The organism is Burkholderia sp. WAC0059 (genome assembly GCF_002870125.1).
GTDB lineage: Bacteria > Pseudomonadota > Gammaproteobacteria > Burkholderiales > Burkholderiaceae > Paraburkholderia.
In genome coordinates this window covers 19,656-45,859 of sequence record NZ_PNEO01000024.1, presented here as the reverse complement: position 1 = coordinate 45,859, position 26,204 = coordinate 19,656, and the positions used below count along the sequence as shown (strand labels likewise).

Here is a 26,204-nt window from a genome sequence, read left to right as displayed (position 1 = left end):
TTTCCTCGATTTGAACAATATCGGCCAACTCGGTGCATTCGCCGTCACAGTGGCGAAAATCCGGAATAATTTGTCGTGATCATGAGCAACTTCTGCACGAATTCCCGAGTCGTAGCAAAATTCGGTGTCTGCCTTGTCGCATCTGCGGCAAGCTGAAACTTCGGCAGGAGTTGTCCATGGATCATTTGCAGTCGATGCGAGTATTCGTCAAGGTGGCGGATCTCGGCAGTTTCGCCCGGGCGGCCAGCGCGATGGATATTTCCAATGCCGTCGCGACGCGCCACGTGGCGGACCTCGAAGGCCGGCTCGGCACGCGCCTGCTCAATCGCACGACCCGCAGCCTCTCGCTGACCGAATCCGGTCAGGTCTATCTCGAACGCGCGCGCCAGATTCTCGACGAGCTCGAAGACGTCGAGCAGATGGTGGTCGCGCGCAACCACGAGCCCGTCGGGACGCTGCGCATCGTCGCCCCGGTCGTGTTCGGGCTGCACAACCTCGCGCCGGTGCTGCAGACCTATACGCAGCGCTATCCGCAGGTGGTGCCGGACGTGACGCTCGTGGACCGCCAGGTGGATCTCGTCGAAGAAGGGTTCGACCTCGGCGTGGTGGCCGCGCGGCAGATGCGCAGCGCCAGCATCGTCACGCGCCGCCTGACGACGGGCTGCATGACGGTTTGCGCCACGCCGGCCTACCTCGAGAAGCACGGCACGCCGACGCGTCCCGGCCAGCTCTCGGAGCATCCGTGCCTGTCGATGCCCTCGGAATACTGGGGCGACGAGCGCGTGTTCACGGGGCCGGACGGCGAGGTGCGCGTGCGTCCGACCAACGTGATCGTTGCGAACAACACCGAGATGCTGAGACAGTTCGCGCTGCTCGGCATGGGTATCGCCATCCTGCCGAGTTACCTGATCGGCCGCGACATGACGCGGGGGCGGCTCGTGCGTCTGCTCGGCGACTATCGGCTGCCGCAGATCGAGATCAACATCGCGTACCCGAGCCGCCGGCACCTGCCCGCGAAGGTGCGGACTTTCATCGATCACCTGGTCGAGCATTTCAGCCAGACGCCGAACAGCCAGCTCGGCGAGCAATGGGTTCGGGATGGCATGACCGTGTCGACGCCCGTGGACGGGATGCAGGACGAGCAGTCGGCCGGCACCGAAATGTTCGACGGCGCCGAGCCGCTGGCGAGCGAGCTCGGCGACGGGCACGCGCCGACGGCCGCGCGTTCGTCGGCGCCGCGCGGCGGGAGAGCGCCGGTCGTTTCGCCGCTGTAGTTCGTTGCCCGCCGGCCGAGAGACTTCGAATCGGCCGGCCCAGAAAAAAAGGCGCGGCCCCGTTACGGGCTGCGCCTTTTTCGTTCATGGGCTTCGTCATCAGGTCGGGCGCAGAAGCGCCGACCCGTCACGATCCCGTCTTGCGTACCGCAGTCTTGCGCGCGGTCGTCGTTTTACGGGCGGCGGTCGTCGTTTTGGCCGCTACCGCGCCGCGCGCGGTCTTGCGCGGTTCCTCCGCGGCACTTTCGTCGCCGTCGCCGGCCGTGACCGCCGCCGCGGTCTTGCGGGCGGCCGTCTTCGCTGCCGTCTTCGCGGACGGTTCCTTTTTCTCGAATTCGAAGCCGATCTTGCCGTCGTTCTGCTTGACGAGGAACGCCTTGAAGTTGCGGCCCGTGCGCGACGACTTGAAGTTCGTCAGCAAGTCGGTACGGCCTTCGGCCAGCAGTTTCTGCATCTGCTCGCGCGCGATTTCCTGCTGCAGGATCACCTTGCCCGAGCGGAAGTCGCAGGTCTTCGGGTTCGCGACGGCGTGTTCGCAGACGTAGCTCATCCCGTGCTCGTACACGCGGCCCTGGCACTTGGGGCACGCGCCGACGGGCTCCTGCCCGGAGAAGTCGGGCGCCTCGCCGTCCTCGCCGCCCGTGTCCTGGCCGAAGTCGAACTCGAGCTTGTAGTTCTTCGTCTCGTCGTCGAACGAGAGCTTCAGGATGGCCGAGAACGGCCGGCCCATCTTGCTGCGGAATCCCGACAGCGGGCCGATCTGCTTCTTCTGCAGCAGTTCTTCCACCTCAGGAATTTCGAATTGTCGGCCGCCCGGGATCTTCGAGATCGAGAATTCGCATTTCGTGCAGGCGAAGCGGCGATAGTTCTCCTTCACCTGTCCGCCGCAGTTCGGGCACGGCGTTTCGAGCGTCGCGTAGTCGCCGGGGATCGTGTCGGAATCGTATTCCTTCGCGCGCTTGACGATGGTTTGCGTCATGCGGGCGATTTCCTGCATGAACGCGTCGCGGGGCAGCTTGCCGTGCTCCATCTGCGCGAGCTTGTGTTCCCATTCGCCGGTGAGCTCGGGCGCGGTCAACTCCTCGACGCCGAGGCCGCGCAGGAGCGTCATCAACTGGAAGGCCTTGGCGGTCGGAATCAGGTCGCGTCCTTCGCGCACCAGATACTTTTCGCCGAGCAGCCCTTCGATGATCGCCGCGCGCGTGGCCGGCGTGCCGAGCCCCTTGGCGGCCATCGCCTCGCGCAGCTCGTCGTCGCCGACGAGCTTGCCCGCGCCTTCCATGGCCGAGAGCAGCGTGGCTTCGTTGTAGCGCGCCGGTGGCTTGGTCACGAGCTGGTGCGCGGCGATGCTGTCCGTCTTGATCGTCTCGTTCGGCTGCACCGGCACGAGGTTCGCGTCGTCGCCGTCGGTGTCGCGGCCGTAGACCTGCAGCCAGCCCGGCTCGACGAGCACCTTGCCCTCGGTCTTGAAGTGATGGCCGGCCACCTCGGTGATGCGCGTCGTGACGCGGTATTCGGCGGCCGGGAAGAACACGGCGAGAAAGCGCTTCACGACGAGGTCGTAAAGCTTCTGCTCCGGTTCGGACAGGGCCTTGGGCGCCTGCAGGGTCGGGATGATGGCGAAGTGGTCGCTGATCTTCGAGTTGTCGAAGATGCGCCGGTTCGGCTTGACCCAGTTCTTGTCGAGCACCCGCTTTGCGTGCGGCAGGTAGTTGTTGCTCTCCTTGAGCATCTCCAGCGTGCTCTTCACCGTGTCGAGGTAGTCCTCGGGCAGCGCGCGCGCGTCGGTACGCGGGTAGGTCAGTACCTTGTGGCGTTCGTAGAGCGCCTGGGCAAGCGCGAGCGTGTTCTTGGCCGAGAAGCCGAAGCGGCCGTTGGCCTCGCGCTGCAGGCTCGTCAGGTCGAAGAGCAGCGGCGAGAGCTGGGTAGACGGCTTCGACTCCTCCGTGACCTTGCCTTCCTGGTCCCGACAGGCGGCGACGATCGTCTCCGCGGCCGGCAGGCTCCAGAGGCGGGATTCGCGCTTTTCCGGGTCGAATTCGTCGCGCTTGAATTTCGGGTCGTACCACCGGCCCTCGTAGAAGCCGGACGCGCAGACGAACTCGGCGCGCACTTCCCAGTAGTCGCGCGACACGAAGCGGCGAATCTTTTCTTCGCGCTCGACGACGATCGAAAGGGTCGGCGTCTGCACGCGGCCGACCGTCGTGAGGAAAAAGCCGCCGCCCTTGCTGTTGAAGGCGGTCATCGCGCGCGTGCCGTTGATGCCGACGAGCCAGTCCGCCTCCGAGCGGCAGCGGGCGGCGTCGGCGAGCGGCTGCATGTCTTCGTCGCTGCGCAGGTGCGCGAAACCGTCTCGGATCGCGGCGGGCGTCATCGATTGCAGCCACAGGCGCCGCACGGGCTGCTTCGCCTTCGCGTGCTGCGCGATCAGACGGAAGATCAGCTCGCCTTCGCGCCCCGCGTCGCAGGCGTTGATCAGGCGGTCCACGTCCTTGCGCTTCAGCAGTTTCGTCAGCACCTTGAGCCGCGATTCGCTCTTGGCGATCGGGTTCAGATCGAAGTGAGGCGGGATGACGGGCAGATGGGCGAAGCTCCATTTGCCCCGCTTGACTTCGTATTCTTCCGGCGCGGCGATCTCCAGCAGATGGCCGACGGCCGACGAGAGCACGTACTCGTCGCTCTCGTAATATTCGTCATGCTTCGTAAACCCGCCCAAAGCGCGCGCGATGTCGTTCGCGACGGACGGCTTCTCGGCGATGATCAATGCTTTGGACATGACTGATGGTAAGTGGGTAGTTTCGGGCGGAGGCCCTGTTTACGACCGCTTTATAGCACACGGTGGACCAGCGGCGTTTTTCTCGCCCTAAAAAAGCGCCCCATCATAAGCTCGCGCCGGCTCGCCCGGCAAGCGCGGCGCGGCGTCGGGCCGGATGGTTTCGGGCGGCGAGCATGCCAATGCGCCTGTTATGGAATTGATACCTGAACAACTGCGTCGGAACGGGTTCTCGAACTGCCTGGAACCGGGCTTGCCGGGCGCGCCGATGCGGATCAGGGTCCGGGTGCTCGGGCGGCGCTGGATAGCGCCGGACGAAACGTCAGGCGACGGCGAGCGCGGGGCGCAGCTTCGGCGCGTCATGCACGCCCGGCAGCGCGCTCAGGTCGGACAACATGCGTTCGACCACGGCGCCGTGTGGCAACACCGTACCGAAAAAACGCGTGGCCGAACCGTCCTCGATCAGGATGGTCGGAAAATTTTCCACGTCGAGGTCGTCGAAGCGGTCCGCATGCGTTTCGATGTCGATCCAGGCGAAGCACATGTCGGGATGCGCGTCGGCAATACGGTCGAACGTCGCCCGATAGTCGCGACAGGTGCCGCACCATTGCGCGCACAGGCATGCGACAACCAGCGTGTCGCTGTCGTGGACGCGTTCGGCGATCTGGCCGGCGGCGGTGTCGAGGTCAAGCGCGGGCATGGCGGTTCCTTGCGAATGGCGGGCACGTCGATCAGTGCAATTGGCGCGAATGTAGCATGACGGCAGGCTAGGGATGGACGGTACGGACGAACCGGCCGCCCGGCAGAACGGCGAGGTGCCCGGCCAGTTCGAGCTGCAGCAGCATGCCCTGTAACGCGGCCTCGGTCATATCGGTGCGCTGCGCGAGAATTTCCAGCGTGACGGGCGCGTGGCCGATCGCGTCGAGCAGGCGCTTCGCTCCGGGCCCGAGGGCGACGGGGGCGATGCGAGCGGGCGAGGTTGCGGCGGGGCGGATCGGCTCGCCGGTGCCTGCTGGCGTTGGTGCGGCGGCGCTACCGGGTGCCGACGGGGGTGAATGCCGCCGGTTGCAGACTGCCGGCGCAGGTTTTTCCGCGACGACGATTCCCAGTTCTTCCAGCACGTCTCCGGGCGTTTCGACGAGCAGGGCGCCCTGCCTCAACAGCCGGTGGCATCCGCGCGCAAGCGGCGCATGGATGGAACCCGGCAGCGCGAACACGTCGCGCCCCATTTCGTTGGCCAGCCGGGCCGTAATCAGCGAACCGGACCGTGCTGCCGCTTCGACCACGAGCACACCCTCGACGAGCCCGGCGATCAGCCGGTTGCGTTGCGGGAAATGGGCCGCGCGGGCGGGCGTGCCGAGCGGCCACTCGGAGACGATCGCGCCGTGTCCGGCAATACGCGCCGCGAGTGCATGATGGGCTGCCGGATACACGAGATCCGCGCCGGTGCCGATGACGGCTACCGTGCCGCCGGGACCTTCGAGCGCGCCGAGATGCGCGGCGCCGTCCACACCGAGCGCGAGCCCGGACACGACCGCGATACCCGCATCGGAAAACGCGCGCGCGAATCGCCGGGCATCCTCGAGCCCCTGGGGCGTCGCGTTGCGGCTGCCGACCACGGCGATTGCCCGTGCATGCAGCCGATCCGGCCTGCCCCTTATATATAGTAGCGGCGGCGGATCGGGCATCGTCAGCAGGCGCGGCGGGTAGGTCGGGTCGGCGAGCGTCACGACGGCGTTGCCGGGTAGCGCGAGCCACACGCGCAGGGCGGCGAGCCGTTGCGGGAAGTCAGGCGCGGGCGGGGCGAGTACCGCACGGGCGGCTGCTTCTCCACCCGCGACGGCGAGCGCCGCGAATGTCTGGCCGAGCACGCCGGCCGGTAATCCGAAAGCGGCGAGCAGCATGCGCAGGGCCGCTGGCTTCAGGCCCCGGGCCGTCGACAGCCTGAGCCATGCGGCGAGTTCGCCGTCGGTCAGCGGCAGCGGAGCGGGAACGGGCATGGAGCCGTCCTCGGGGACGGTACGCGGTTTGTCGCACGCCATGATAAAATTTTCATCATCCGAAATTAAAGCGATGCCCGCTGCGGGCAACCGCGAACGCTTGCCGGACGGGGCCTCACGAATTGAATCGAGCCGTTTCGTCTGCATATGGTCTGCGTTGCCCAGTGGGCCGGCAAGCCGGCCGAACGGCCAGCCGCGCAATGCAAGGCGGCTCCGGGCATCGGACACATTCCCGTTTGACATCATGGCGCTACTCAACATCATTCATTACCCGGACAAGCGGCTGCACAAGGTCGCGAAGCCGGTCGAGGCGGTGAACGACCGCATCCGCAAGCTTGTCGCCGACATGGCCGAGACCATGTACGGCGCGCCCGGCGTCGGACTGGCCGCGACCCAGGTGGACGTGCACGAGCGCGTCATCGTGATCGACGTGTCCGAGGCGCACGACGAATTGCGCGTGTTCATCAATCCGGAAATCGTCTGGTCGAGCGACGACCGCAAGCTTTCCGAAGAGGGCTGCCTGTCGGTGCCGGGCATCTACGACAACGTCGAGCGGGCCGAAAAGGTGCGCGTGCGCGCGCTCAACGAGACGGGCGAGACCTACGAGGTCGATTGCGAGGGGCTGCTGGCCGTCTGCATCCAGCACGAAATGGATCACCTGATGGGTCGTGTGTTCGTCGAATACCTGTCGTCGCTCAAGCAGACCCGCATCAAGAACAAGATGAAGAAGCTCGAACGGGCGATGTAATGGTCGTTTCGCGCGACGCTTTCCCTGCCGTCATGCCCGCCTGCTCATGAGCCATTCCCTTCGCGTCGTTTTCGCCGGTACGCCGGAATTCGCCGCCGCCGCGCTGGCCGCGATCCACACGGCGGGCTTTGCCGTGCCGCTCGTGCTGACCCAGCCGGACCGGCCGGCCGGCCGTGGCATGAAACTCCAGGCGAGCCCGGTGAAGCGCTATGCCGAGGCGCAGGGGCTGGCGCTCGCGCAGCCGCCGTCGCTGCGTCGCGCCGGCAAATTTCCCGCCGAGGCGGCCAGCGCAATCGATCTGCTGCGCGCGACGTCGCACGACGTGATGGTGGTGGCCGCGTACGGCCTGCTGTTGCCCCAGGAGGTGCTCGACATCGCGCCTCACGGCTGCATCAACATTCACGCGTCGCTGCTGCCGCGTTGGCGCGGCGCGGCGCCGATCCATCGCGCGCTCGAGGCTGGCGACGCCGAAACCGGCATCACGCTGATGCAGATGGACGCGGGCCTCGACACGGGCGCCATGATCTCGACGGCGCGCACGCCGATCGAACCCGCCGACACCACGGCGACGCTGCACGACCGGCTCGCGCAACTGGGCGCGCACCTGATCGTCGAGGCGCTCGGCGAGCTCGAGCGCACGGGGCGTCTCGCCTCCACGCCGCAGCCGGCGGAAGGCGCGACCTATGCGGAGAAGATCGCCAAGCACGAAGCCGCGCTCGACTGGCGGCGTTCCGCGGATGGGCTCGCGCGCCAGATTCGCGCGTTCGACCCGTTTCCCGGCGGCGCGGCGACACTCGAAGACGGCATGCAGCTAAAGCTCTGGTCCGCCGAGCACGCAAGCGGTACTGCCGTGCCCGCGAGCGCTGAGCCTGGCGAGATTCTCGACGTGTCGCCGGCCGGCGTGCTCGTGGCGTGCGGGGAAGCCGGACAGCGCAGCGCGCTACGCGTGACCCAATTGCAGAAGCCGGGCGGCAAGCGGCTTGCCGCGCGCGAATTTCTGGCCGGCCTGCCGCTCAAGGCTGGCCAGCGTTTTCAACCGGCCGCAGCACCCACGGACACACGATAACCGTTCGCGCGGCGGGGCGAAATCGGCCGTCTGGCCGATGCACACGCCGCCGTGCGGGCGCTAGAATCGTGGCAATCTGGTCAGCCATCTTCGGGGGCACGATGCCCGGTATTACCCATTTCGGTTTTTTCGTCATCGCGGTTTTTCTGCTGAATGTGACGCCCGGTCCGGACACGGCTTACATCGTCGGGCGCAGCGTCGCCCAGGGGTGCGGCGCGGGGCTGATGTCCGCACTCGGTATCTCGGCCGGCTGCTGCGTGCATTCGCTGGCCTGCGCGTTCGGGCTCACCGCGCTTCTCGCCGCGTCGGCCACGGCGTTTACCGTCATCAAGCTCGTCGGCGCGATCTACCTCGCCTATCTCGGCGTGCGGCTCATTTTCACGCGCGCGGCCGCGGCGCAGCCCGCGGGCGACGCTACGAAGCCGGCCGGCGGGGCCGCGCGGCCGCTGCGGCAGCTATTTCTCCAGGGGTTCTGGACCAACGTGCTGAATCCGAAAGTCGTGCTGTTTTTCGTGTCGTTCTTCCCGCAGTTCGTGGCGACCGACAGTCCGCACAAGGCGCTCGCCTTCCTCTCGCTCGGCGCCGTGTTCGTCGCGATGAGTTCGGTCTGGAACAGTTTCGTCGCCTGGGTCGCCGGCAGCGTCACGCGCCGGTTCGCGGGCAAGCCCGGCGTCAGGAAGTGGCTCGACCGCACCGTGGGCGGCGCGTTCATCGGCCTTGGCATCAAGCTCGCCACGACCGCGCACTGACTGGAATTTTCCCTGCTCGTCCCTATCTAACGATTGCATTACAGTGCGCCCGCCGGCAGGCGGGCGACAGACGATCGAAGCCGTAGTGGGCAAGGAGCACAGCAGATGTTCAACTGGGTGAAAACCGCGACGCTGATGGCCGCGATCACGGCCCTTTTCATCGTGATCGGCGGCATGATCGGCGGTCAGCGCGGCATGGTATTCGCGCTGGTGATCGCGCTCGGCATGAATTTCTTCTCGTACTGGTTCTCGGATCAGATGGTCCTGCGCATGTACAACGCGCAGGAAGTGGACGAGCGCACCGCACCGCAGTTCTACCGGATGATTCGCGAGCTCTCGACGCGCGCCGGCCTGCCGATGCCGCGCGTCTATCTCATCAACGAGGATGCGCCCAACGCGTTCGCGACGGGTCGCAATCCCGAACATGCGGCCGTCGCCGCGACGACCGGCATTCTGCGGGTGCTGTCCGAGCGCGAAATGCGCGGCGTGATGGCGCACGAGCTCGCGCACGTCAGGCACCGGGACATTCTCATCTCGACCCTTTCCGCGACGATGGCCGGCGCCATTTCCGCGCTGGCGAACATGGCCCTGATCTTCGGCGGCCGCGACGAGAGCGGCCGTCCCGCGAATCCCGTCGCGGGCATTGCGGTCGCGCTGCTCGCGCCGATCGCCGCAGCGCTGATCCAGATGGCGATCTCGCGCGCCCGCGAGTTCGAGGCCGATCGCGGTGGCGCACAGATTTCCGGCGACCCGCAGGCGCTGGCGTCGGCGCTCGACAAGATTCACCGCTACGCGCAGGGCATTCCGTTTCCGGCGGCCGAGGAGCATCCGGCCACGGCGCAGATGATGATCATGAACCCGTTGTCCGGGGGCGGCGTGGCGAATCTCTTCTCGACGCACCCATCCACTGAGGAGCGCATTGCCCGGCTGATGGAAATGGCGCGGACGGGGCGCTTCGACTGACGCGTCGAAGAAGAAATCCGGTGCGGGTTTCGATGGCGGGACGGGGAAGGGAGCGGGAAGGGAAAGATGAAGGGGCAGGCGAAAGCCTGCCCCTTCCCGTTTTACGGATGACGCATGCCGGAAGCGCAGGCGTGCCACGCTACAATGCGACGTTTTGCGGCGCGATGGCACTGCGCCGTGCCGACCGCTTTTCGTCCTTTCATGACCTCGAATTCCTCCACGCCCCGGGCCGGCCGGCCAGCGCAATCGCGCCGCACGCGGCACGCGACCGTTCATCTGGTACCCGATTCCCTCGGCTTCGCGCTCGATCAGGCGGCGCAGGCCGTCGGTGCGGTGCGCTGCGGTTCGGCGTTGCCGGCCGCACTGGCGAGCCTCCAGGCGGCGCTGCCGGCGGGGATCGCAGCGGTGTCGCGTGGTGCCGCGCAGGACATCGCCTACCGGACCATGCGCCGTCTCGGCACGGTCGACTGGCTGATCCGGCAGCGCGTCAGCAAGGCGCCGTCTCCCCTCGTCGCGAATCTGCTCGCCTGCTCGCTGGCGCTGCTCGTCGACGGCGAGGCGGCGTACGCGCCGTTCACCGTCGTCGATCAGGCCGTCAAGGCCGTCGGCGCGCGCCGGGAGTCCGCGTTCGCGAAGGGGCTCGTCAATGCGGTCCTGCGCAGCTTTTTGCGCGAGCGCGACGCGCTCCTCGCCGCCGCGCAGGCGGACGAGGTCGCCCGCTGGAACTACCCGCAATGGTGGATCGACTCGGTCCGTTCGGCCTGGCCCGACGACTGGCAGGCGGTTCTCGAAGCCGGCAACGGCCACGGTCCGCTGACGCTGCGCGTCAACGCACGCCGGTCGAGCGTCGAGGCCTGGCTGGCGCGGCTCGCCGACGAGGGAATCGCCGCCGCCCGGATCGGCGAGGACGCCGTGCGGCTGGCCGAGCCGATGCCGGTCGAGCGGATTCCGGGCTTCGCGGCCGGCGACGTCTCGGTGCAGGACGCGGGCGCGCAACGGGCGGCCCGCCTGCTCGGCGCGCGCGACGGCATGCGCGTGCTCGACGCGTGCGCGGCGCCCGGCGGCAAGACCTGCCATCTGCTCGAACTGGCCGATCTCGACCTCGTCGCGCTCGAAAGCGACGCTGGGCGCGCGAAGCGGATCGACGAGAACTTGGCGCGCCTCGGGCTCGCCGCGCGCGTCGTCGTGGGCGATGCCGGCGAGCCCTCGGCCTGGCACGACGGCGAGCCGTTCGACCGCATTCTCGCGGACGTGCCCTGCTCCGCTTCGGGCATCGTGCGGCGCCATCCCGACATTCGCTGGTTGCGTCGCGCGTCCGATCTGACCGCGCTCGCGGCCACACAGCAGCGCATTCTCGACGCGTTGTGGCCGCTTCTGAAGCCAGGCGGCGAATTGCTGTACGTTACCTGTTCGATCTTCCCCGAAGAGGGCGAGTTGCAGGCGAGCCGGTTTGAACGCAGCCGCCCGGATGCGGTACGATTGGACGCGCCGGGGCAGTTGCTGCCCACGGCCGGCGGCGCGCCTGTCGGGGTGCCGGCCGGGGGGGCTACAGACTGCGGCGCCGCAGAAGGTGCCAGCCCGGGTCCGGAACGCACCGCACTGGACTACGACGGATTCTTCTACGCGCGCTTTCAGAAACGGTGACAATCAAACGCTTCTTTCCGCTGCGGCTCGCGGCCCTCGTCTGGATCGCACTGCTGGCCTTGAGCCTGACCGCGGCCGGGCCGGCGCGCGCCGATACGATCGCGGTGCAGCGCGCATCGCTGCAGGCCGACGGCAACGGCTGGAACCTCGACGCCCGGTTCGACTTCGAACTCAACAGCAATCTCGAAGACGCCGTCAACAAGGGCATTCCGCTTTACTTCACGACCGATTTCGAGCTGACCCGGCCGCGCTGGTACTGGTTCGACGAGCGGCCCGTGAGCGTCTCGCAGAGCCTGCGCCTGTCGTTCCAGCCGCTCACGCGCGAATATCGCGTCTCGAGCGGCGGGCTGCAACTCGGCTTTTCGACGTTGAGCGACGCGCTCGCGGTGATCCGGCACGTCACGTCGTGGCACGTCATCGACCGCGGCCAGGTGCAGGCGGGCGAAACCTACACGGCGTCAGTGCGCATGCAACTCGACATCGCGCTGATGCCCAAGCCGTTCCAGATCGACGCGGTCAACAACCGCGACTGGAATCTCGACTCCGACTGGAAGCGTTTCAACTTCACGGTGACCGAACGTGCTAAATAGAGTGCGCCGCGCCACCAGCCTGAGCAGCTTCGTCGTGCGGCTGCTCGTCTCGACCGTCGCCTTCACGGCCGTGCTGCTGCTCGTGCTGCTCGCCGCCGCGAGCGCGAACACCGAGTTCTTCGACCGCTACTACAGTTGGCTCTACACGGCCAACATCGCGGTCGCGCTGATCTTCCTGCTCGTCGTCGTGGCGCTCGTGGGCGTCATCGCCTTGCGGCTGCGCCGCGGCAAGTTCGGCACGCGGCTGCTCGCGAAGCTCGCGTTTTTCTTCGCGCTCGTCGGCGTCGTGCCGGGCGGCATCATCTACATCGTCTCGTACCAGTTCGTCTCGCGCAGCATCGAGTCGTGGTTCGACGTGAACGTCGAGACGGCGCTCACCGCCGGCCTCAACCTCGGGCGCGGCATGCTCGACGCCTCGCTGTCGGACCTGCAGACCAAGGGCCGGCTCATGGCCCAGCAGATTGCGAACGGGGATTCGACCGGCACGACGCTCACGCTCCTGCGGCTGCGCGACCAGTTCAACGTGCAGGACGCGATGATCGTCGAGCCCGTGCGCAGCATGTCGGGCGCGGCGCCGGACATGCACGTGGTCGCGCAGGCGTCGAGCAACTTCGCGACGCTGTTGCCCGGCGACGTGCCGACCCCGATGATGATCGAGGAGGCGCGCGTGCACGGCTACGCGACGCTCGAGGGCGAGGTGGACGGCGACCCGCGCGAGCACGGACCGAAGGGCGCGCTGCGGCTGCGCGTCGTCGTGCGCATTCCCGACGCGAACGCATCGCTCCTGCAGCCCACCGAGCGCTTCCTGCAACTGACGCAGCCGGTGCCGCCGACGCTCGCGCGCAATGCGGACGCCGTGCAGCGCGCCTATCGCGAGTATCAGGAGAAGGCGCTCGGCCGCACGGGCCTGCGCAAGATGTACATCGGCACGCTGACGCTCGCGCTCTTCCTCGCGACCTTCATCGCGATGATGCTCGCGCTCGCGCTCGGCAACCAGCTCGCGCGTCCGCTCTTCCTGCTCGCGCAGGGCACGAAGGAGGTGACCGAGGGCGACTACACGCCCAAGCGCGAGGTGAAGTCGCGCGACGAGCTCGGCTTCCTCACGCAATCGTTCAACGCGATGACGCGCCAGCTCGCCGAGGCGCGCCAGGCCGTGGAGAAGAACCGCGTCGCGCTCGAGCATTCGAAGGCCTACCTCGAAAGCATCCTCGCGAACCTGACGGCGGGCGTGTTCGTGTTCGACCGCCAGTTCCGTCTCACGACGGCGAACCCCGGCTCCGAGCGCATTTTCCGCCAGCCGTTCCAGACCCAGCTCAGCGTGCCGCTCGACCACATCGCCGCGCTGGTCGACTTCGGCGCGATGGTGAGAAAGGCGTTCGCCGACCAGGAGGCGGCGAGCGGCGAGGGCGACGGCGACCGCGGCCACTGGCAGCAGCAGTTCTCGGTGCCGGCGCCGGGCGAGAGCGAGCCGCTCACGCTGCTCGTGCGCGGCTCGCGCCTCATGTCCGATACCGGCCGCGACGCGGGCGACCTGCAGACGTCCGGCTACGTCGTCGTGTTCGACGACATCTCCGACGTGATCTCGGCGCAGCGCTCCGTCGCGTGGGGCGAGGTGGCGCGGCGTCTCGCGCACGAGATCAAGAATCCGCTCACGCCGATCCAGCTATCGGCCGAACGGCTCCAGATGAAGCTCTCCGAGAAGCTCGCGCCGGCCGACGCCGACGTGCTCAAGCGCGGCGCCACCACGATCGTCAACCAGGTGGCGGCGATGAAGCAGATGGTCGACAATTTCCGCGATTACGCGCGCATGCCGCCCGCCGTGCTCGCCAACCTGCAGCTAAACGAGCTCGTGAGCGAGGTGCTCACGCTCTACGGCATCGAGGAGGGCAAGAGCGCGATTCGCGTGGAGCTCTCCGCGCTGCCCGTGATTCGCGGCGACGCGACGCAACTGCGCCAGGTGATTCACAACCTGTTGCAGAACGCGCAGGACGCGGTGGTGGATATCGAGCAGCCGCGCGTGCTGATCGAGACGCGCGCCGTCGAATACGGCGACCCCGACGAGGAGGGCCGCACGCGCGTCGCCGTGCGCCTGACGGTGTCGGACAACGGGCCCGGTTTCTCGGCGCGCATCCTCACGCGCGCGTTCGAACCTTACGTGACGACCAAGGCCAAAGGTACGGGACTCGGGCTGGCCATGGTGAAGAAGATCGTGGAGGAGCACGGCGCGCGCATCGACATCCGCAATCGACTGAAGGCGGGCGACGTGATCGAGGGCGCGCAAATCTCGATTCTTTTCCTTCAATTGGCGGACGACGCGGCGGCGCCCGGAGCGGGTGCGCGCGCCGCGCAGGGAACGACAAAAGCAACAGTGCAGACGACAAGGGCAGCGTAAATGGCAACCATTCTGGTGGTAGACGATGAAATGGGGATCCGGGAACTGCTCTCCGAGATCCTGAGCGACGAGGGACACGTCGTGGAAGCCGCGGAGAACGCGCAGGACGCGCGCAGCTTCCGCCAGCGCCAGGTGCCGGATCTGGTGCTGCTCGACATCTGGATGCCCGACACCGACGGCGTGACGCTGCTCAAGGAGTGGGCGGCGCAGGGGCTGTTGACCATGCCGGTCATCATGATGTCGGGGCACGCCACGATCGACACCGCCGTCGAGGCGACGAAGATCGGCGCGCTCAATTTCCTCGAAAAGCCGATCTCGTTGCAGAAGCTGCTGAAGGCCGTTGAGCAGGGCCTGGCGCGCGGCGCGGCGGCGCCTGTCGGGAGCGGCGCGGCGATCGACAAGCCGGCGTCGGCGGCGGGCGCCGCGGTCGCGGTGGCCTCGGCGGCCGCGCTGCCCGTGCTGTCCGCGGACGGCATGACCGTCGCGCCGGCCTCGCAAACCACCGCGTCGATTTCGTTCGACATTCCGCTGCGCGATGCGCGCGATGCATTCGAGCGCGCCTACTTCGAATACCATCTTGCCCGCGAGAACGGCAGCATGACGCGCGTGGCCGAGAAGACGGGCCTCGAGCGCACGCACCTCTATCGCAAGCTCAAGCAGCTCGGTGTGGACCTCGGCAAGAACAAGGGGGAGTGAAGGGGCGTGAGGGGCGGAAGGCGGGCACGGTGCTCGCATTCGCGAAAGCGCTTGAAACCGGTGCGAAGCTTCGCTATAATCCCCGTTCTTCGTTGGCCCGGTAGCTCAGTTGGTAGAGCAGCGGATTGAAAATCCGCGTGTCGATGGTTCGATTCCGTCCCAGGCCACCAATAGATTCAAGCATTTAGCCCAGTCCTCGTGACTGGGCTTTTTGCTTTTTCTGGCCAGAATCTGGCCGGCCGGTGGTTTGTCAATGGATGACCATTGCGGTCTGCCACGGCTGGCCGCGTCCGGTGACGTGTCTTTTCGCACCGGCCGGCCGTTCATCCTGCCTCCGCCTGCCTATACCGCAACTCCAGTTCCAGAGGAGTTGCCATGTGGTATCTGCTGCATCCGGCACATCGCCGGCCCACCCCGCCCGGGGCCGGATTTCTTCCCGGCATGCCGGCCGCACATTGCGCCGCGTTCTTCCGGGAGGGCCGCCATGTCCGGTAAGCCCGTCTTTCCCGAAGGTGCCGGGTGGGCCTTCCGCACCCGTGTCGGCGGGCAGCGCATCTACCGTTCAGGTTTTCCGTCCGAGGCGGCCGCTCTCGCCGAACGTGCCTATCTTCGCGCGCAGTACGACGGGCAGCCCCGGGTTGCTGGCCTGGGGCCTTTCCGGACGACGGTGGCCGTCGCATGGTCCAGCTATGCGCTCGAGCGCCTGAAGATGCTCAAGGGCGCGCGCCAGGACGCCAACCGGATCAACCGTTACCTGCGCGCCGCGGGGCTGCCGGTCGTCAGGCTCGGGCCACCCGATCCGGAGGCGACCGGCGGCGCGTGCCGCTGGAGTGTCTGGCTGGAAGCCGAATCGGGCCGCACCATCATCAACAGTCTGAAAGTGCATCGTGCGCGGCAGGCCGACAGGACAGCACGGTCCGACGCGTTGCGTGCGCAGCTCGCGGCGACACTGGTGGCCAGCGTTACCACCCATCAGTTGGAACAGCTGGTGGGCGCGATGATTGAAGAGGGCGCTAGCGCCGCGACCATCGACCACGAGCGTGCGGAATGGCGGCGGCTTTTCAGCCATGCCCGGACGGTCTGGCACTGGGCTCACCCGGCCCGCAATCCGGCAGGCGGCCTGAAAACGCCGCGCGTCGACAACGCGCGCAACCGCGTGCTGACCAATGATGAATGGCGCCGGCTGGCGGTGCATCTCGTGGCCTACCGGAACCGGAACGTCCTGCCGCTGCTGTGCCTGATGCTCGAGACGGCGATGCGCTCGTGCGAGCCGCTGGCCGGCGCGAGGTGGAGTCACGTCCGGTGGGGGCGGCGGGTACTCTCGCTGCCCGACGGCAAGACGGGCAGGCGCGATGTTCCGCTCAACCCTGGTGCGATGGCGCTGCTCGGCGAAATGAGGAAGACCGCAGACCTGGCCGGTGACGATGGCCCGATCTTCCCGGGGCTGACCTACGAGCAGATGAAAAAGGCGTGGGCCGAATGCTGCCGCAAGGCCGGTATCGAGAACGTAAAGGCGCATGACCTGCGCCATACGTCGGCAACGCGATACGCGCATGAGTTCAACGGCAATCTGCCGGTCATCATGCAGATCACCGGGCACAAGACCGTCAAGATGGCGATGCGCTACATCAACATCACGAGCGACGATGTCGTGCGTCTGATGCACGGTGACGACGGTGATGTCGGGCAGCTTCCTGCCGGCTACCGGATGGCGTTGCGTGAACCGGTGACGCCACCAGAAATTAAGGAATCCTGTGTCGGTGGCAGGGATCATTCACTTTCGTCAGCGCCGGGCGCGGCAGATCCAGACGAGACATCGCCGGACGGACCCCAGCCCCCGTCCGGTGGCGGTGCGCGCGTCATCCGGGTGGATTTCGGCCGCCGTGCCGCCTAGCCACTGAGCCGGCCGTCTCCGGCGGCCGATTCCGTTTTGCGGTCACGCGATCGCGAGACATCCCGAGGTCATATTGTGAAAACACCCGGCAAGACCACGAAGAAACGCGCATCCCGTGCGCGCCCACCTATACCGTCCGACCGCGATCCGCAACGGCCCTTGCCGCCGGCGGTGCGGGACCTGGCTGACCTGCTGGCGGATATCGTCGCAGCGAAGCTCAAATCTACCGTGAAGCCGCCGGCATGCGGCCAGTGAACATGGAGACTACGGATGCAGAAAGCAACACCAAGAGTAGCGGTTTACGCCCGTTACTCCGATGACAAGCAGCAGGCGACTTCGGTTGAGGACCAGATCCGGCGGTGCCGAGAAGTAGCAGCCCGGTATGGCCTCGCGATCGACCCGGAGCTGGTCTTCAGTGACTCGGCAATCACGGGACGGGAATCCGGGGAAAAGCATCGCGAGGGTTTTCGCCGGCTGCGCGAAGCTTGGGACGCGCGCGGGTTTGATGTACTGCTCGTGGACGAATTCTCGAGGCTGAGCCGCGATGCGGTTACCCAGGCCAAGCTCCAGCGGCAACTGGAGAACGACCGGCGCGTCCGCATGATCACGGCCGACGGTGTCGACACGGCCCGAGAAGGCTGGCAGCTCCAGCTCGGACTCCATGGTGTCATGGCTCAATATGAGTCGCGGCGGACCCAGTTCCGTGTGCCGCGCGGGATGCAGGGGCAGCTCGAACGGGGCTACATGATTGCCGCGGCGCCGTTCGGTTACGACAACGCCAGGCGGTTCGACGATTTTGGCACGCGCATCGGCACGCATTGGGTCATCAACGAATGGGAGGCCCAGATCGTCCGGAAGGTATTTGAGATGCGCGAAGCCGGCAGCTCCATGCACCAGATCGCCGCGTGGCTTAATACGGAAGGCATCCCGTGCTCGCGCGGTGCACGTACCGAGGACGGCGGGTACTGGCGCCCGTCTCGTGTGAAGATTCTGCTCGGAAATCCAGCGTACCGGGGCGTCTTCATCTGGCATGGCTCGACGACCTATCGCAGCCGCATGGAGAAGCTGGGTGACCCCGTCGAGACGGTGGAGTACCCACGTCCGGAGTTGCGCCTGGTCAGCGATGAGACCTGGTTCCGCTGTAACAGCCGGTCGATCAGCCGGACGGGTTATGGCGGCGGCAAGCATGTACTCGCGGGTCTCGTGACCTGCGGTTTCTGTCGTGGCACGCTGGCGCTCACGGCGCGCAGCAAGCGCTCGTTGTCGATGTATTGTCCCGCGTGCACCGTGGCGAAGGCGGTCAAGGGTGTGCCGCGGCTGACGTCGACCGTGCGTGCGACAGGTGTGCAGCAGGTCCTGTCCGAGGCGATCAGGTATTTCCTGAGCCCGGAATTCCTCCAGGCCTTCCGGCATTCGCTCGACCTGCGGATGAATGGCGACAACCAGGGGGAGATCGACGCCTGCCGTTCGAGGCTCGACAAGTTGCGCGCGACTCAGGAGCGGTTGTCGCGCATGCTCCAGCATGTGACAGACGATGATCCTGTGCTGGAGGCGCGATACGGCGAGGCACGGAACCAGGTGGTCGAGACGCAGCGGAAGCTGGCTGAACTTGAGGCTGCACGGGCGAAAGTGAACGCTGCGGATGTCGAACGGCAGAAGACCGTCGATCCGGCTGCGGAGCTTGTCGCTATCTTCGACGCAGAACTGCCGCCTGAGCGCCTGCGTGCTGTGCTGGCAAGGCTGTTCCCGCAGGTAGTGTTTGTGAGGGCAAGCCGCCACTCGAAGGTCGGGCGACAAGCATGACCTCGTTCTTCCGTATCCGCTTTGCGGCTGGGGCGGCACTGGCCACAGTCAGCGGAACGGAGGTCATCATCGGCGATGAACTGGAGTGCCGCTTCAAGCTCCGGTGTATTCCTCGTAACAGGGCACGTGACCGTGCACCCGAGTGGATGGTCGAGGCGCTGGGTGATCCGGCACCAGCCGGTAGCACGGATAACAGGGTGGTGGTCACCGAAACCGCATGATCCGAGTCCGGGGCAGGACTGTCATGAGCGAGTTCTGCCCTGTTTTGCCGGGGTTTTTGAGTGTCGAGTTTGTACAGTTGTGTTCCCAGAACAGTACAAAATCGACACGAGCTGCAGGCCTGCGAGCCATCCTGTATCAACGTTTCCTGGCCGGATGTTGACGACGTTTTTCCATCGGCTGTCTTGTCGTCTACCGGGTTTGATCTTGAACGACAAGCCTAACGCTGGAGGATCATCTGCGTCTGATACAAGGCCCACAGCAGCTGGGCGGTCTTTACCTGCCCGTCCTGTTCCGGACGGCCCAATAGCGCTTCCGGTGCGGGCTAGGAGGACAGGTCCAGGCGGAACTGGCGGAATGCCGCTGCGACCTCATCCGGTTGTGTTGTGATTAACCCGTGGAGGAAATCATCCGGTTTTAGCATCGTGATGCCCAGGCCGGCGAGTACCGCCTTCCTGAAATCCCTGGTATTGCGCGTGACCAGCGCGATCGGCGACGTGCCGGGGTAGGCATTGGCGGCGATCAGATAGTGCGCACACGCCGCGACGTGCGTGTCTTTCACCGGGCGGACCGCGGGTGCCACGGCCTGAAACTGGGCCTGCACGTCTTCCACCGCCACCATTGCATAAGGCAGGGCGTCGCGCATACGCGTCTCGTTCGCCCTGGCCTCTTCCAGTGTCTTTTTGCGTCCCGTATCTACCAATGCCCGGCTGACCTCATCGAGGATCAGCAGCGACCAGTGCAGCTTGATGAGCCCCTGGTAGTCGAGGTAGATCAGCAGCCCGCGCGTGGTGGCCGGGAAAAGGGTATCGGCATCCGCAACAACGGGAATGCTCACGACGGGAAGATTTCCTCGTCCAGATCCTGGGCCAGGCGTTTGAGTGCCTTGGCCTGCCGTGTCCGTTCGGTCGCCTGCCAGCGGATCACGGCGCTGCGCAGCACACGGCGCTGGTTGCCGACCATCTGATGCAGGTCCACTGCGCCGGAGTCGATCAGTCTGGCCATGTAGGGCCGGCTGACGCCAGCAAGTTGCGCCGCCTCCTCGGTGGTGAGAATCGGATCATCCGTGTGGGACTGCGCAGCCTGTCGGGTCGTCGGCCTATGCTCCGTGGGCCGTAGTTGCACAATTGCGTGGTTTAGTACCTCGACCAGTTCGTGCGTGATGGCCTCGTCGGCTTCCTTGCTGAGTTTGACGTGGCGCCGGACAACAGACACGACGGCTCCCACGTCGAACGACAGTTCGAACACGGGCATGACATGGGCCGGCTCCGCGCGCGTCTTGCCCATCCGATTGTGGGCTGGGGCAGCGCGCCGCTTGCCAGAAGAGGAAGTCTGCTTGGTCGTCATGCTTTACATCGTAGCATGGCCTCGAAACTCTCGAAATAATCGAAACGCCGTGCTGGCAATCGAGGCGCGCCTTCCACTTTTTCAGGTGTACCGGATTCGGGTAAATTGGCTCGCAATAAAAGGCAAATTTCTGCCTGAAATATGGGAATTTCCTGTTTTTCAGGCAAAATATTGCCCATAATTTCAAGGCGTAGATTGCCGGATATTTCGGAGCAGGGGGACGTCAATGGCGCTCAACAGGACAGCGGCGGAATGGGAAGTGGAGGTGGGGGCCAGCCTGAGAAAGCTCCGCCTTCATCGAAATCTCGATCAGGCGACAGTAGCTGAACGGGCAGGCATTAGCGTCCGGTCGCTCCGAAATCTCGAAAGCGGAAACGGCTCGTCATTGCGTACGCTCATCGAGGTCGTACGTACTCTCGGACGGACATCCTGGTTCGAAACGATCGCTCCCGTCCCGACGGTTAATCCCGTGGCGATGCCGAGGGGCGGGAATGCCAGGCAGCGTGCCAGCAAACCTCGGGAGAAGATGTCTTCGCAAACCACGGATTAGCCAGTAATTCATTGGCTAGAACGGCCGGTGCGGGAGAGCCGCTAATGGCATGGGTCTGTTTTGACGCCAGTTACCCACTGAAATAATATTATGGTGGGTAACTTGGAAATTCCAGCCATGCCGGCCCTTCACCATCTGGCGCTTCAGACCCTTTACTCCTCGGTTGTCGAAGGAGCGCAGGCACAGTCCGTCACGTTTCAGACCCCCGGCACGCGGGTCCAGCGGACCATCAGGGGCCGGATGTACACCTACTGGCGTACTTATCTCGCCAGTGGTCAGCGGCACGACGAGTACCTGGGCGCCGCAGGCGACCCCGACACGGATCGCGCGCTGGAGGAGCGCCAGCAGCAGGGCCAGGAGGCCCGTGACAGGACGACGGCCCTCAGGACGCTGCGCCTGTCAGGTTTCTCGGTCGCCGACAATTCGTCGGCCCTGACCGTCGCGTTGCTGTTTAGCGCGGGGATTTTCAGGCAGGGCGGCGTGCTGGTCGGCTCCCACACCTTCGGCGCGCTGCTGAACAGCCTCGGCGTGAAACTGGCCAGCAACTATCCGACCGAAGATGGCGACACCGGGACCGCGAACCGCGTGGCTCTCGCGGTTCCCGGCGACCGCCGCGTTCTGGACGTCCTGCGGGACACCGGGCTCCTGTTTCTCGAGACGGCTCCCGAGCCCGGCCCTCGCAAGTTGTCCACATCGTTCAGGCGGCGCGGCAGGCCCCTGAAGGTCGACCTGTTCGTCCCCGATACCGGCGACGACTACGAGATCAGATTGCTGCCCGGATTGAAGATGCATGCGACGGGGCTGCCGTTTTTTGAATACCTGATGGAAGGCGTGGGCGATGGTTGCCTGCTTGGCAAGGATCGTGTGATTCCTGTGAGGCTTCCCGCGCCTGCGAGATTTGCCCTGCATACACTGGCCGTCAGCTCATTGCGTCCGGCTGAGCTTGGGATGAAGGGCCGCCGGGACCTGGCGCAGGCCGTCGTGATGCTGGATGCTGTGCTCGCGCACTACCCGGGGTGGGTGGAAGAGGCGATCGACGCACTGCCCGACGCCGCGCGTGCATGCGTCGGGCTGGCCGCCGGCCATGCACTGGCGTATGCCGGAAAGGCCGGCGATGCTGCGCGCGACACGCTTGAGGACTTGGCAGCACTGGCACCCGACCACGAGAGTTCACCCGAGCCAACGCCGTTCGTTCAGCCGCCAGTATAGGGGCGCGGCACGCGCCGATGACTGCCTGATCAGAGGTCGTGTTTTGAGTGAACCGACTCGACGTGATAGTTCGTGTGAGACAGGCTGACTGTGCCCTTCTCACAGTCGAAGGCAATCCCTCCGTCTCCGTCCCCGCTGGCCTTGTCGTTGGAGTGATACAGGCTGACGGCGCGGGTGGCAAATTCCTTCAGTGCATCGTGCAACGAGTAGCTGCACGCGACATAGACGGGAACGGATTCCCGGTCTGCGCAGAGGTACTCGCGCATGACGGAGACAACGGCCTGGCCGTCGGGAATATCGTTGTCGTCCTGGTCGACGACCAAGATATGGTCGATGATGCACCGGCCATTGTCGCTGTAGTAGACAACTCCTGCGAAGGCGGCACCAGCATCGCGTAGAGCCGTGAGCAGTGTGGCGCGGTTGTGGACGAGGGCGGGGTCGTGTTTGGGAGGAAACTGGGACATGAATGGTCTCCGGGAAGAGCGCGGACATGCCGCGGTATAGCGCGGCAGACCAGCCATGAGCTGGTTTGTCGGGTTATGTCGCGCCGGTTGCATATTTCTTCTTCCGGCGGACAGTCATCCCCATGCCTCTCCCGGAAGGCGCGACTGGCAAAATATAGTTCTTATTGATTTAATTTATTAAATCAATAAAAAAATATCATTATTTGCCGTATCCAGCGATCGCTTCGGTCAAGGCGGAAAAAACAGGTATCGGAAACTGGGAGATTTCAGTCCGGAAGGCCAGATCAGAGCTGCGGGGTATCAGTTTGCGCGTTTCTGGCAGCCCCCTATACTCGGCTTGTCAGACCTCATGTGCAGGCTGACGTTGACCAGGTGTGTCAGGACCGCCTCTATGGAGCTTCGGCGCGCACCACCGGACAACGGCAGTGATGACCATGAGGGGCGGGACGAGCGTGGCCGAGCTGAAGCCGCCCGCGTAAGCGTACGACGCCACAGAGAAACCGGGAATCCGGGAGTAATGGCGCCGGACGTGTTTCGCTAACTTGACCGCCGACGCGGACGGGGAATGACCGGTGGCGCGTCGGGGAGATCGCAGCCACGGGGACCACCTGAGAACGGCGAGCACGCAGGCGACTTTAGCAGTGTGCGGTGGGTAGAGGCTGAAGCGGCCATCTGTTCAAATTTTTGCGGCGTACGGCGCAGAAATTTTTTTCGGATGAGGCAGGGTATCCCGGGCGTGGAGAAGCGCCGTAGGGAGGGCCGGCCCATCCCTCAGGTTGGAGTTCCTCTTTGAAGGATATCCTTGAGTAGGAATTCAAACCTGAGGAATTCCGCAGGATGGGCAATATTGAAGATTGAGTATTGACAACCAGGAGGAGGGGTTATGTTTGCTGGAGCCTTTCCTTTACTCCAGCTGGAAGGACTCAATACCAGCCTGAGCAACTCAATTTCGCGAAAGGAGCTCAATTCCCGGATAGGGGCATTGGCAGAAGGGGTACCTGCCACGCGGCAGTCTGCGCAACACCATCCTCACTGGCGAGGCTCAGTTTACCGGCGAGCGGGTTCAATTTCGGGATACCGGCCGCAGGCCGCCAGCCAGCATCTGGATGCCCGGAAGACGCAATCCGGGGTGCGCGCCATGAGCCAGCCCAGGGAGCGTCACTTGTCCGGCAAGGTCGAGCAACTCAATCCCGTCGTGGTACGAGATCCGGGTTGTCTGTCGGCGCATCAGCGCCTTCATGGCGGAGCACGATCCAATCGGACTCTCGCTGGATCAAGGCTGCTGACGATGGCGCCCAACCGGATCGCTGCAGCCTGCGGGACGTCGACGTCATCCGCCTGAGACGGTAGCTCCAGCCACGCAAATTCCACGGACATACTGCCCACTGTGCTCCCCCATGCACATTTCCAGGCTTCGATGTCGGTACCGCCGGTCGAGCGTGTCCCGATGCGGCGATGTTCACTCCCTGTCCGCGGACGCCGTCGTGCTTCGGTGCCGAATTGCCTGCTTGACCGGCAAGCAAGGCAGGCAAGGTAGCCTTGGCAGGTCGCGACAAAGGCCGAAATCGGGCCGTAGAGCGGTTTCGAGGCTCTCGCCAGGGTGTAGTAGGGCACCTCGGCGCGGCAAGGAGCGCTGGATGCGGGATCTTCCAGGTAATTCCGTGCCCAGAATCGATTTGCAGCTTGTGACTCTGCCTGCCACCACAAACCAGCCTGGACCTGAGTCCGCCTGAGTCGGTCTTTTATGGAAAATTATGGGATTCCCATAATTTTCCATAAAACAGCCTGCAGCTCCGCCGGCCTCAGCCCTGCTTTCAGCACGCAGTATTACCGTCGACATGCGGAGCGACCGGATTACTACCGCCTGGACGCGGAAAAACGGGAGTTAGCCCCTTGGGGCAAGGTGAAGATATTTCAGCACGACGGAAAGCAACTGGATCAGGGGATGCCGAAGCTGGAGCCGAATATTGGCGTGCGGTCGCATATCTGCTCCAACGAGCTGGAGATATGCAGGGCGAAATAGACACGCTCTGCGAGACGTTGGAGATTTGCCGCGCGGGGACTCGCCCAAAATTCGCAGAGGTGATGAAAGTTGTTCCTGGTTCCAGGGGCGAACCTGGACATACTGAATTTTGTACGTTGCTTGAATGCTTGTCGCTCAAGCCGTTGAGTTCATCGATATTCAGATTTCGCCCGGTCGCTATGATTCAGTCAGTGAAGTTGTCCACGCCGGTCTGCAATAAAGAAGGCATAACTTGGTCAAACAAAATTTCCCTGTGCAACAACCCCGTTTTTGCGCTGTGCAGAGGACTGCCAGGGGCGCTAGCATCGTAGTAGTATGTCTACAGCAGGAGCGTGTCATGAACCAGCCCACAGTCGTCCCTGAAGACTTCCCGCGAGACCTCTATCGAGGGGCGCTCGCCGGATCACAGCCCAAGCTGCTCCTACGAAAAATCGCCGGGAAGTATTACGCCGGGCTCACGGACGAGGAACTCTGGGCGCGCTACAAAATCTGTGAAGACATGGCGCAGCATCTCTCGACCTACGTGACCGGTAAAATTGCTGAGGGCTGGGAACAAGAAGCAGCGATGCGCAGATTGGAGCGCGCAGTCGCAAACAAAGTTTACATGCTCGAATGGGACTTCTCTGTCCTTGAAGTTGCATGGTTGATGCGGCGTGTCAGGGAGACATTGGGTTTTCCGCCGCTGCTCGACGAGCCTACTGGCGAAGTGCCGGGGGTACAGCGGATCTCTACCGGAACCTATTCTGGCCCCGACATGAATACGCCAACGGCGGTTGAACTGTTCTTGTCACAACCTCAGCGGATTGGAGTGGCGAAGGGGCGATTCGAGACATCGGACGATATTGACGCCTTTAACGAGGAGGTCGCCGCGATGTTTCGTGGCGATACGCCAAATCACGATACGGGTGGCCCTGAGAAAGCTCGGTGACTCCTTGCTCATTGAAGGTGCGCCTGACTCTGCGGAGTTCAGGGATGCAGCACTGCCGGCAGATTCTCGCCCACGTCGACAGTTACTGCAACGTAAAAGTTTGCGCGCTGGAGCCCGAGGGCCGATCGCAAATGACATCACGCACAACCCACGCCGTTTAAGGCGTAAAAACATAGACCTGATAATAACCATTATCAGGTCTAGCCTGGTCCGGTTGACTACGACGCATGCCCTGGCAGCACTACACGAATGCCCGGATTCGGGAATCGCGCTGGCCGTCCACAATCAGTTGCTTGCCTGACGTTTTGGGCACGGTCGCTCGAAAGCACGGCATGGCCAGCCACCGAGCTGCCGGGCACCGATGTTGTCGAGCTTTGCCAAATTCGACTGCTGTGTCTCCCCGAGCGAACGTCCCCCGTCAACATGCCGCGGTTCTGTTCGATGTTTCTCCCATGCGCCTGGCCGCTGCAGCAATGCTCCAGAACACCGCGAAGATTCGCTGGTACCCGTCCCCCCGTGGCAGATCGCCCTCAGCGCGCCGCGAGCGGTGCCCCGGGCACACCTTGTCGATTTTTCTGCCGCCTGTTGAGCTGGGTGGCATATGGACCGTCTGGCATGGGTGTCGGCGTCGCCTGAATGCCTTTTGCATAATCAGGGTATTGATTAGGTGTTAACCCTTGCTCGCACTAATCTGGCGCATTCAAATTGCCTTTTTTTGTCTTTCAAATATTTAATAGAAAATTTTTCTATTTGCGCAAACGTTTTACTTCCGGATTGGGTTAAAGCTTTTTAAGCGCGTGTCGTAATAACTGGTCAGAATGTTGCCCGATTAAGTTGAAGTGAATAAATAACGGCAGCCAGCCATTATCCTG

23 protein-coding genes and 1 tRNA gene are annotated in these 26,204 nt (G+C 64.6%); 17 read left to right on the top strand and 7 right to left on the bottom strand.

What is annotated here, in order from left to right; translation table 11 throughout:
• The first annotated feature begins 176 nt into the window (after positions 1-176).
• On the top strand, positions 177-1,274 hold the full coding sequence (locus CY652_RS20900) for a LysR family transcriptional regulator (RefSeq protein WP_102132634.1): 1,098 nt from the start codon (positions 177-179) through the stop codon (positions 1,272-1,274).
• 127 nt (positions 1,275-1,401) lie between these two features.
• Here CY652_RS20900 and CY652_RS20895 read toward each other — a convergent pair whose 3' ends face one another.
• The 3 genes from CY652_RS20895 to dprA all read right to left on the bottom strand — a co-directional run bounded on the left by CY652_RS20895 (position 1,402) and on the right by dprA (position 6,089).
• Positions 1,402-4,050, bottom strand: coding sequence for a DNA topoisomerase III (locus CY652_RS20895; protein WP_102132633.1), 2,649 nt, complete (start codon positions 4,048-4,050; stop codon positions 1,402-1,404).
• 319 nt (positions 4,051-4,369) lie between these two features.
• Positions 4,370-4,747: a thioredoxin family protein gene (locus CY652_RS20890; RefSeq protein ID WP_102132632.1), complete on the bottom strand. Its 378-nt coding sequence runs from the start codon at positions 4,745-4,747 to the stop codon at positions 4,370-4,372.
• A 67-nt stretch (positions 4,748-4,814) separates the two neighbouring features.
• Positions 4,815-6,089 carry a DNA-processing protein DprA gene (dprA, locus tag CY652_RS20885; RefSeq protein ID WP_258002392.1) on the bottom strand — a complete coding sequence of 425 codons (1,275 nt, stop codon included), beginning with the start codon at positions 6,087-6,089 and terminating at the stop codon, positions 4,815-4,817.
• A 202-nt stretch (positions 6,090-6,291) separates the two neighbouring features.
• On the opposite strand from dprA, the gene def reads away from it, so the two are divergent.
• From def to CY652_RS24225, 12 genes are all read left to right on the top strand, one after another.
• The gene (gene def, locus CY652_RS20880) at positions 6,292-6,795 is read left to right on the top strand and encodes a peptide deformylase (protein WP_102132630.1); all 504 of its coding nucleotides are present in this window, start codon (positions 6,292-6,294) and stop codon (positions 6,793-6,795) included.
• Positions 6,796-6,841: 46 nt separating this feature from the next.
• Entirely contained in the window at positions 6,842-7,861 is a 1,020-nt protein-coding gene (gene fmt, locus CY652_RS20875) for a methionyl-tRNA formyltransferase (protein WP_102132629.1), read from the top strand.
• A gap of 101 nt (positions 7,862-7,962) precedes the next feature.
• Complete coding sequence (locus tag CY652_RS20870) at positions 7,963-8,610, top strand: LysE family translocator (RefSeq protein ID WP_102132628.1); 648 nt, start codon at positions 7,963-7,965, stop codon at positions 8,608-8,610.
• A 105-nt stretch (positions 8,611-8,715) separates the two neighbouring features.
• Positions 8,716-9,573, top strand: coding sequence for a zinc metalloprotease HtpX (gene htpX, locus CY652_RS20865; RefSeq protein WP_102132627.1), 858 nt, complete (start codon positions 8,716-8,718; stop codon positions 9,571-9,573).
• A 201-nt stretch (positions 9,574-9,774) separates the two neighbouring features.
• On the top strand, positions 9,775-11,217 hold the full coding sequence (gene rsmB, locus CY652_RS20860) for a 16S rRNA (cytosine(967)-C(5))-methyltransferase RsmB (RefSeq protein ID WP_102132626.1): 1,443 nt from the start codon (positions 9,775-9,777) through the stop codon (positions 11,215-11,217).
• Positions 11,214-11,807: a DUF4390 domain-containing protein gene (locus tag CY652_RS20855; protein WP_102132625.1), complete on the top strand. Its 594-nt coding sequence runs from the start codon at positions 11,214-11,216 to the stop codon at positions 11,805-11,807. Before rsmB ends, CY652_RS20855 begins: the two co-directional genes overlap by 4 nt.
• Complete coding sequence (locus CY652_RS20850) at positions 11,797-14,199, top strand: sensor histidine kinase (RefSeq protein ID WP_102132624.1); 2,403 nt, start codon at positions 11,797-11,799, stop codon at positions 14,197-14,199. The genes CY652_RS20855 and CY652_RS20850 overlap by 11 nt, the downstream gene beginning before the upstream one ends.
• Complete coding sequence (gene esaR / locus CY652_RS20845) at positions 14,200-14,895, top strand: response regulator transcription factor EsaR (RefSeq protein ID WP_102132623.1); 696 nt, start codon at positions 14,200-14,202, stop codon at positions 14,893-14,895.
• Between the two features lie 94 nt (positions 14,896-14,989).
• Positions 14,990-15,065 (top strand) — tRNA-Phe (locus CY652_RS20840).
• A gap of 314 nt (positions 15,066-15,379) precedes the next feature.
• Positions 15,380-16,789: a tyrosine-type recombinase/integrase gene (locus CY652_RS20835; protein ID WP_180970708.1), complete on the top strand. Its 1,410-nt coding sequence runs from the start codon at positions 15,380-15,382 to the stop codon at positions 16,787-16,789.
• A 270-nt stretch (positions 16,790-17,059) separates the two neighbouring features.
• On the top strand, positions 17,060-18,592 hold the full coding sequence (locus CY652_RS20830) for a recombinase family protein (protein ID WP_102132621.1): 1,533 nt from the start codon (positions 17,060-17,062) through the stop codon (positions 18,590-18,592).
• Entirely contained in the window at positions 18,589-18,813 is a 225-nt protein-coding gene (locus CY652_RS24225; protein WP_146010170.1) for a hypothetical protein, read from the top strand. The genes CY652_RS20830 and CY652_RS24225 overlap by 4 nt, the downstream gene beginning before the upstream one ends.
• 323 nt (positions 18,814-19,136) lie before the next feature.
• Here CY652_RS24225 and CY652_RS20825 read toward each other — a convergent pair whose 3' ends face one another.
• The gene (locus CY652_RS20825; protein WP_102132620.1) at positions 19,137-19,649 is read right to left on the bottom strand and encodes a PIN domain-containing protein; all 513 of its coding nucleotides are present in this window, start codon (positions 19,647-19,649) and stop codon (positions 19,137-19,139) included.
• Positions 19,646-20,158 carry a helix-turn-helix domain-containing protein gene (locus tag CY652_RS20820; RefSeq protein WP_102132619.1) on the bottom strand — a complete coding sequence of 171 codons (513 nt, stop codon included), beginning with the start codon at positions 20,156-20,158 and terminating at the stop codon, positions 19,646-19,648. Before CY652_RS20820 ends, CY652_RS20825 begins: the two co-directional genes overlap by 4 nt.
• A gap of 226 nt (positions 20,159-20,384) precedes the next feature.
• On the opposite strand from CY652_RS20820, the gene CY652_RS20815 reads away from it, so the two are divergent.
• Complete coding sequence (locus CY652_RS20815; protein ID WP_102132618.1) at positions 20,385-20,708, top strand: helix-turn-helix domain-containing protein; 324 nt, start codon at positions 20,385-20,387, stop codon at positions 20,706-20,708.
• A 102-nt stretch (positions 20,709-20,810) separates the two neighbouring features.
• Positions 20,811-21,917, top strand: a complete 1,107-nt coding sequence (locus tag CY652_RS20810; protein WP_258002391.1) for a GSU2403 family nucleotidyltransferase fold protein — start codon at positions 20,811-20,813, stop codon at positions 21,915-21,917.
• A 29-nt stretch (positions 21,918-21,946) separates the two neighbouring features.
• Here CY652_RS20810 and CY652_RS20805 read toward each other — a convergent pair whose 3' ends face one another.
• Entirely contained in the window at positions 21,947-22,381 is a 435-nt protein-coding gene (locus CY652_RS20805; protein WP_102132617.1) for a hypothetical protein, read from the bottom strand.
• Between the two features lie 1,063 nt (positions 22,382-23,444).
• On the bottom strand, positions 23,445-23,621 hold the full coding sequence (locus tag CY652_RS24580; protein WP_180970707.1) for a hypothetical protein: 177 nt from the start codon (positions 23,619-23,621) through the stop codon (positions 23,445-23,447).
• A gap of 907 nt (positions 23,622-24,528) precedes the next feature.
• Here CY652_RS24580 and CY652_RS25155 point away from each other — a divergent pair.
• Positions 24,529-24,624: a type II toxin-antitoxin system ParD family antitoxin gene (locus tag CY652_RS25155; RefSeq protein ID WP_102132616.1), complete on the top strand. Its 96-nt coding sequence runs from the start codon at positions 24,529-24,531 to the stop codon at positions 24,622-24,624.
• A gap of 117 nt (positions 24,625-24,741) precedes the next feature.
• On the top strand, positions 24,742-25,332 hold the full coding sequence (locus CY652_RS24575) for a hypothetical protein (protein WP_180970711.1): 591 nt from the start codon (positions 24,742-24,744) through the stop codon (positions 25,330-25,332).
• Positions 25,333-26,204 lie beyond the last annotated feature (872 nt).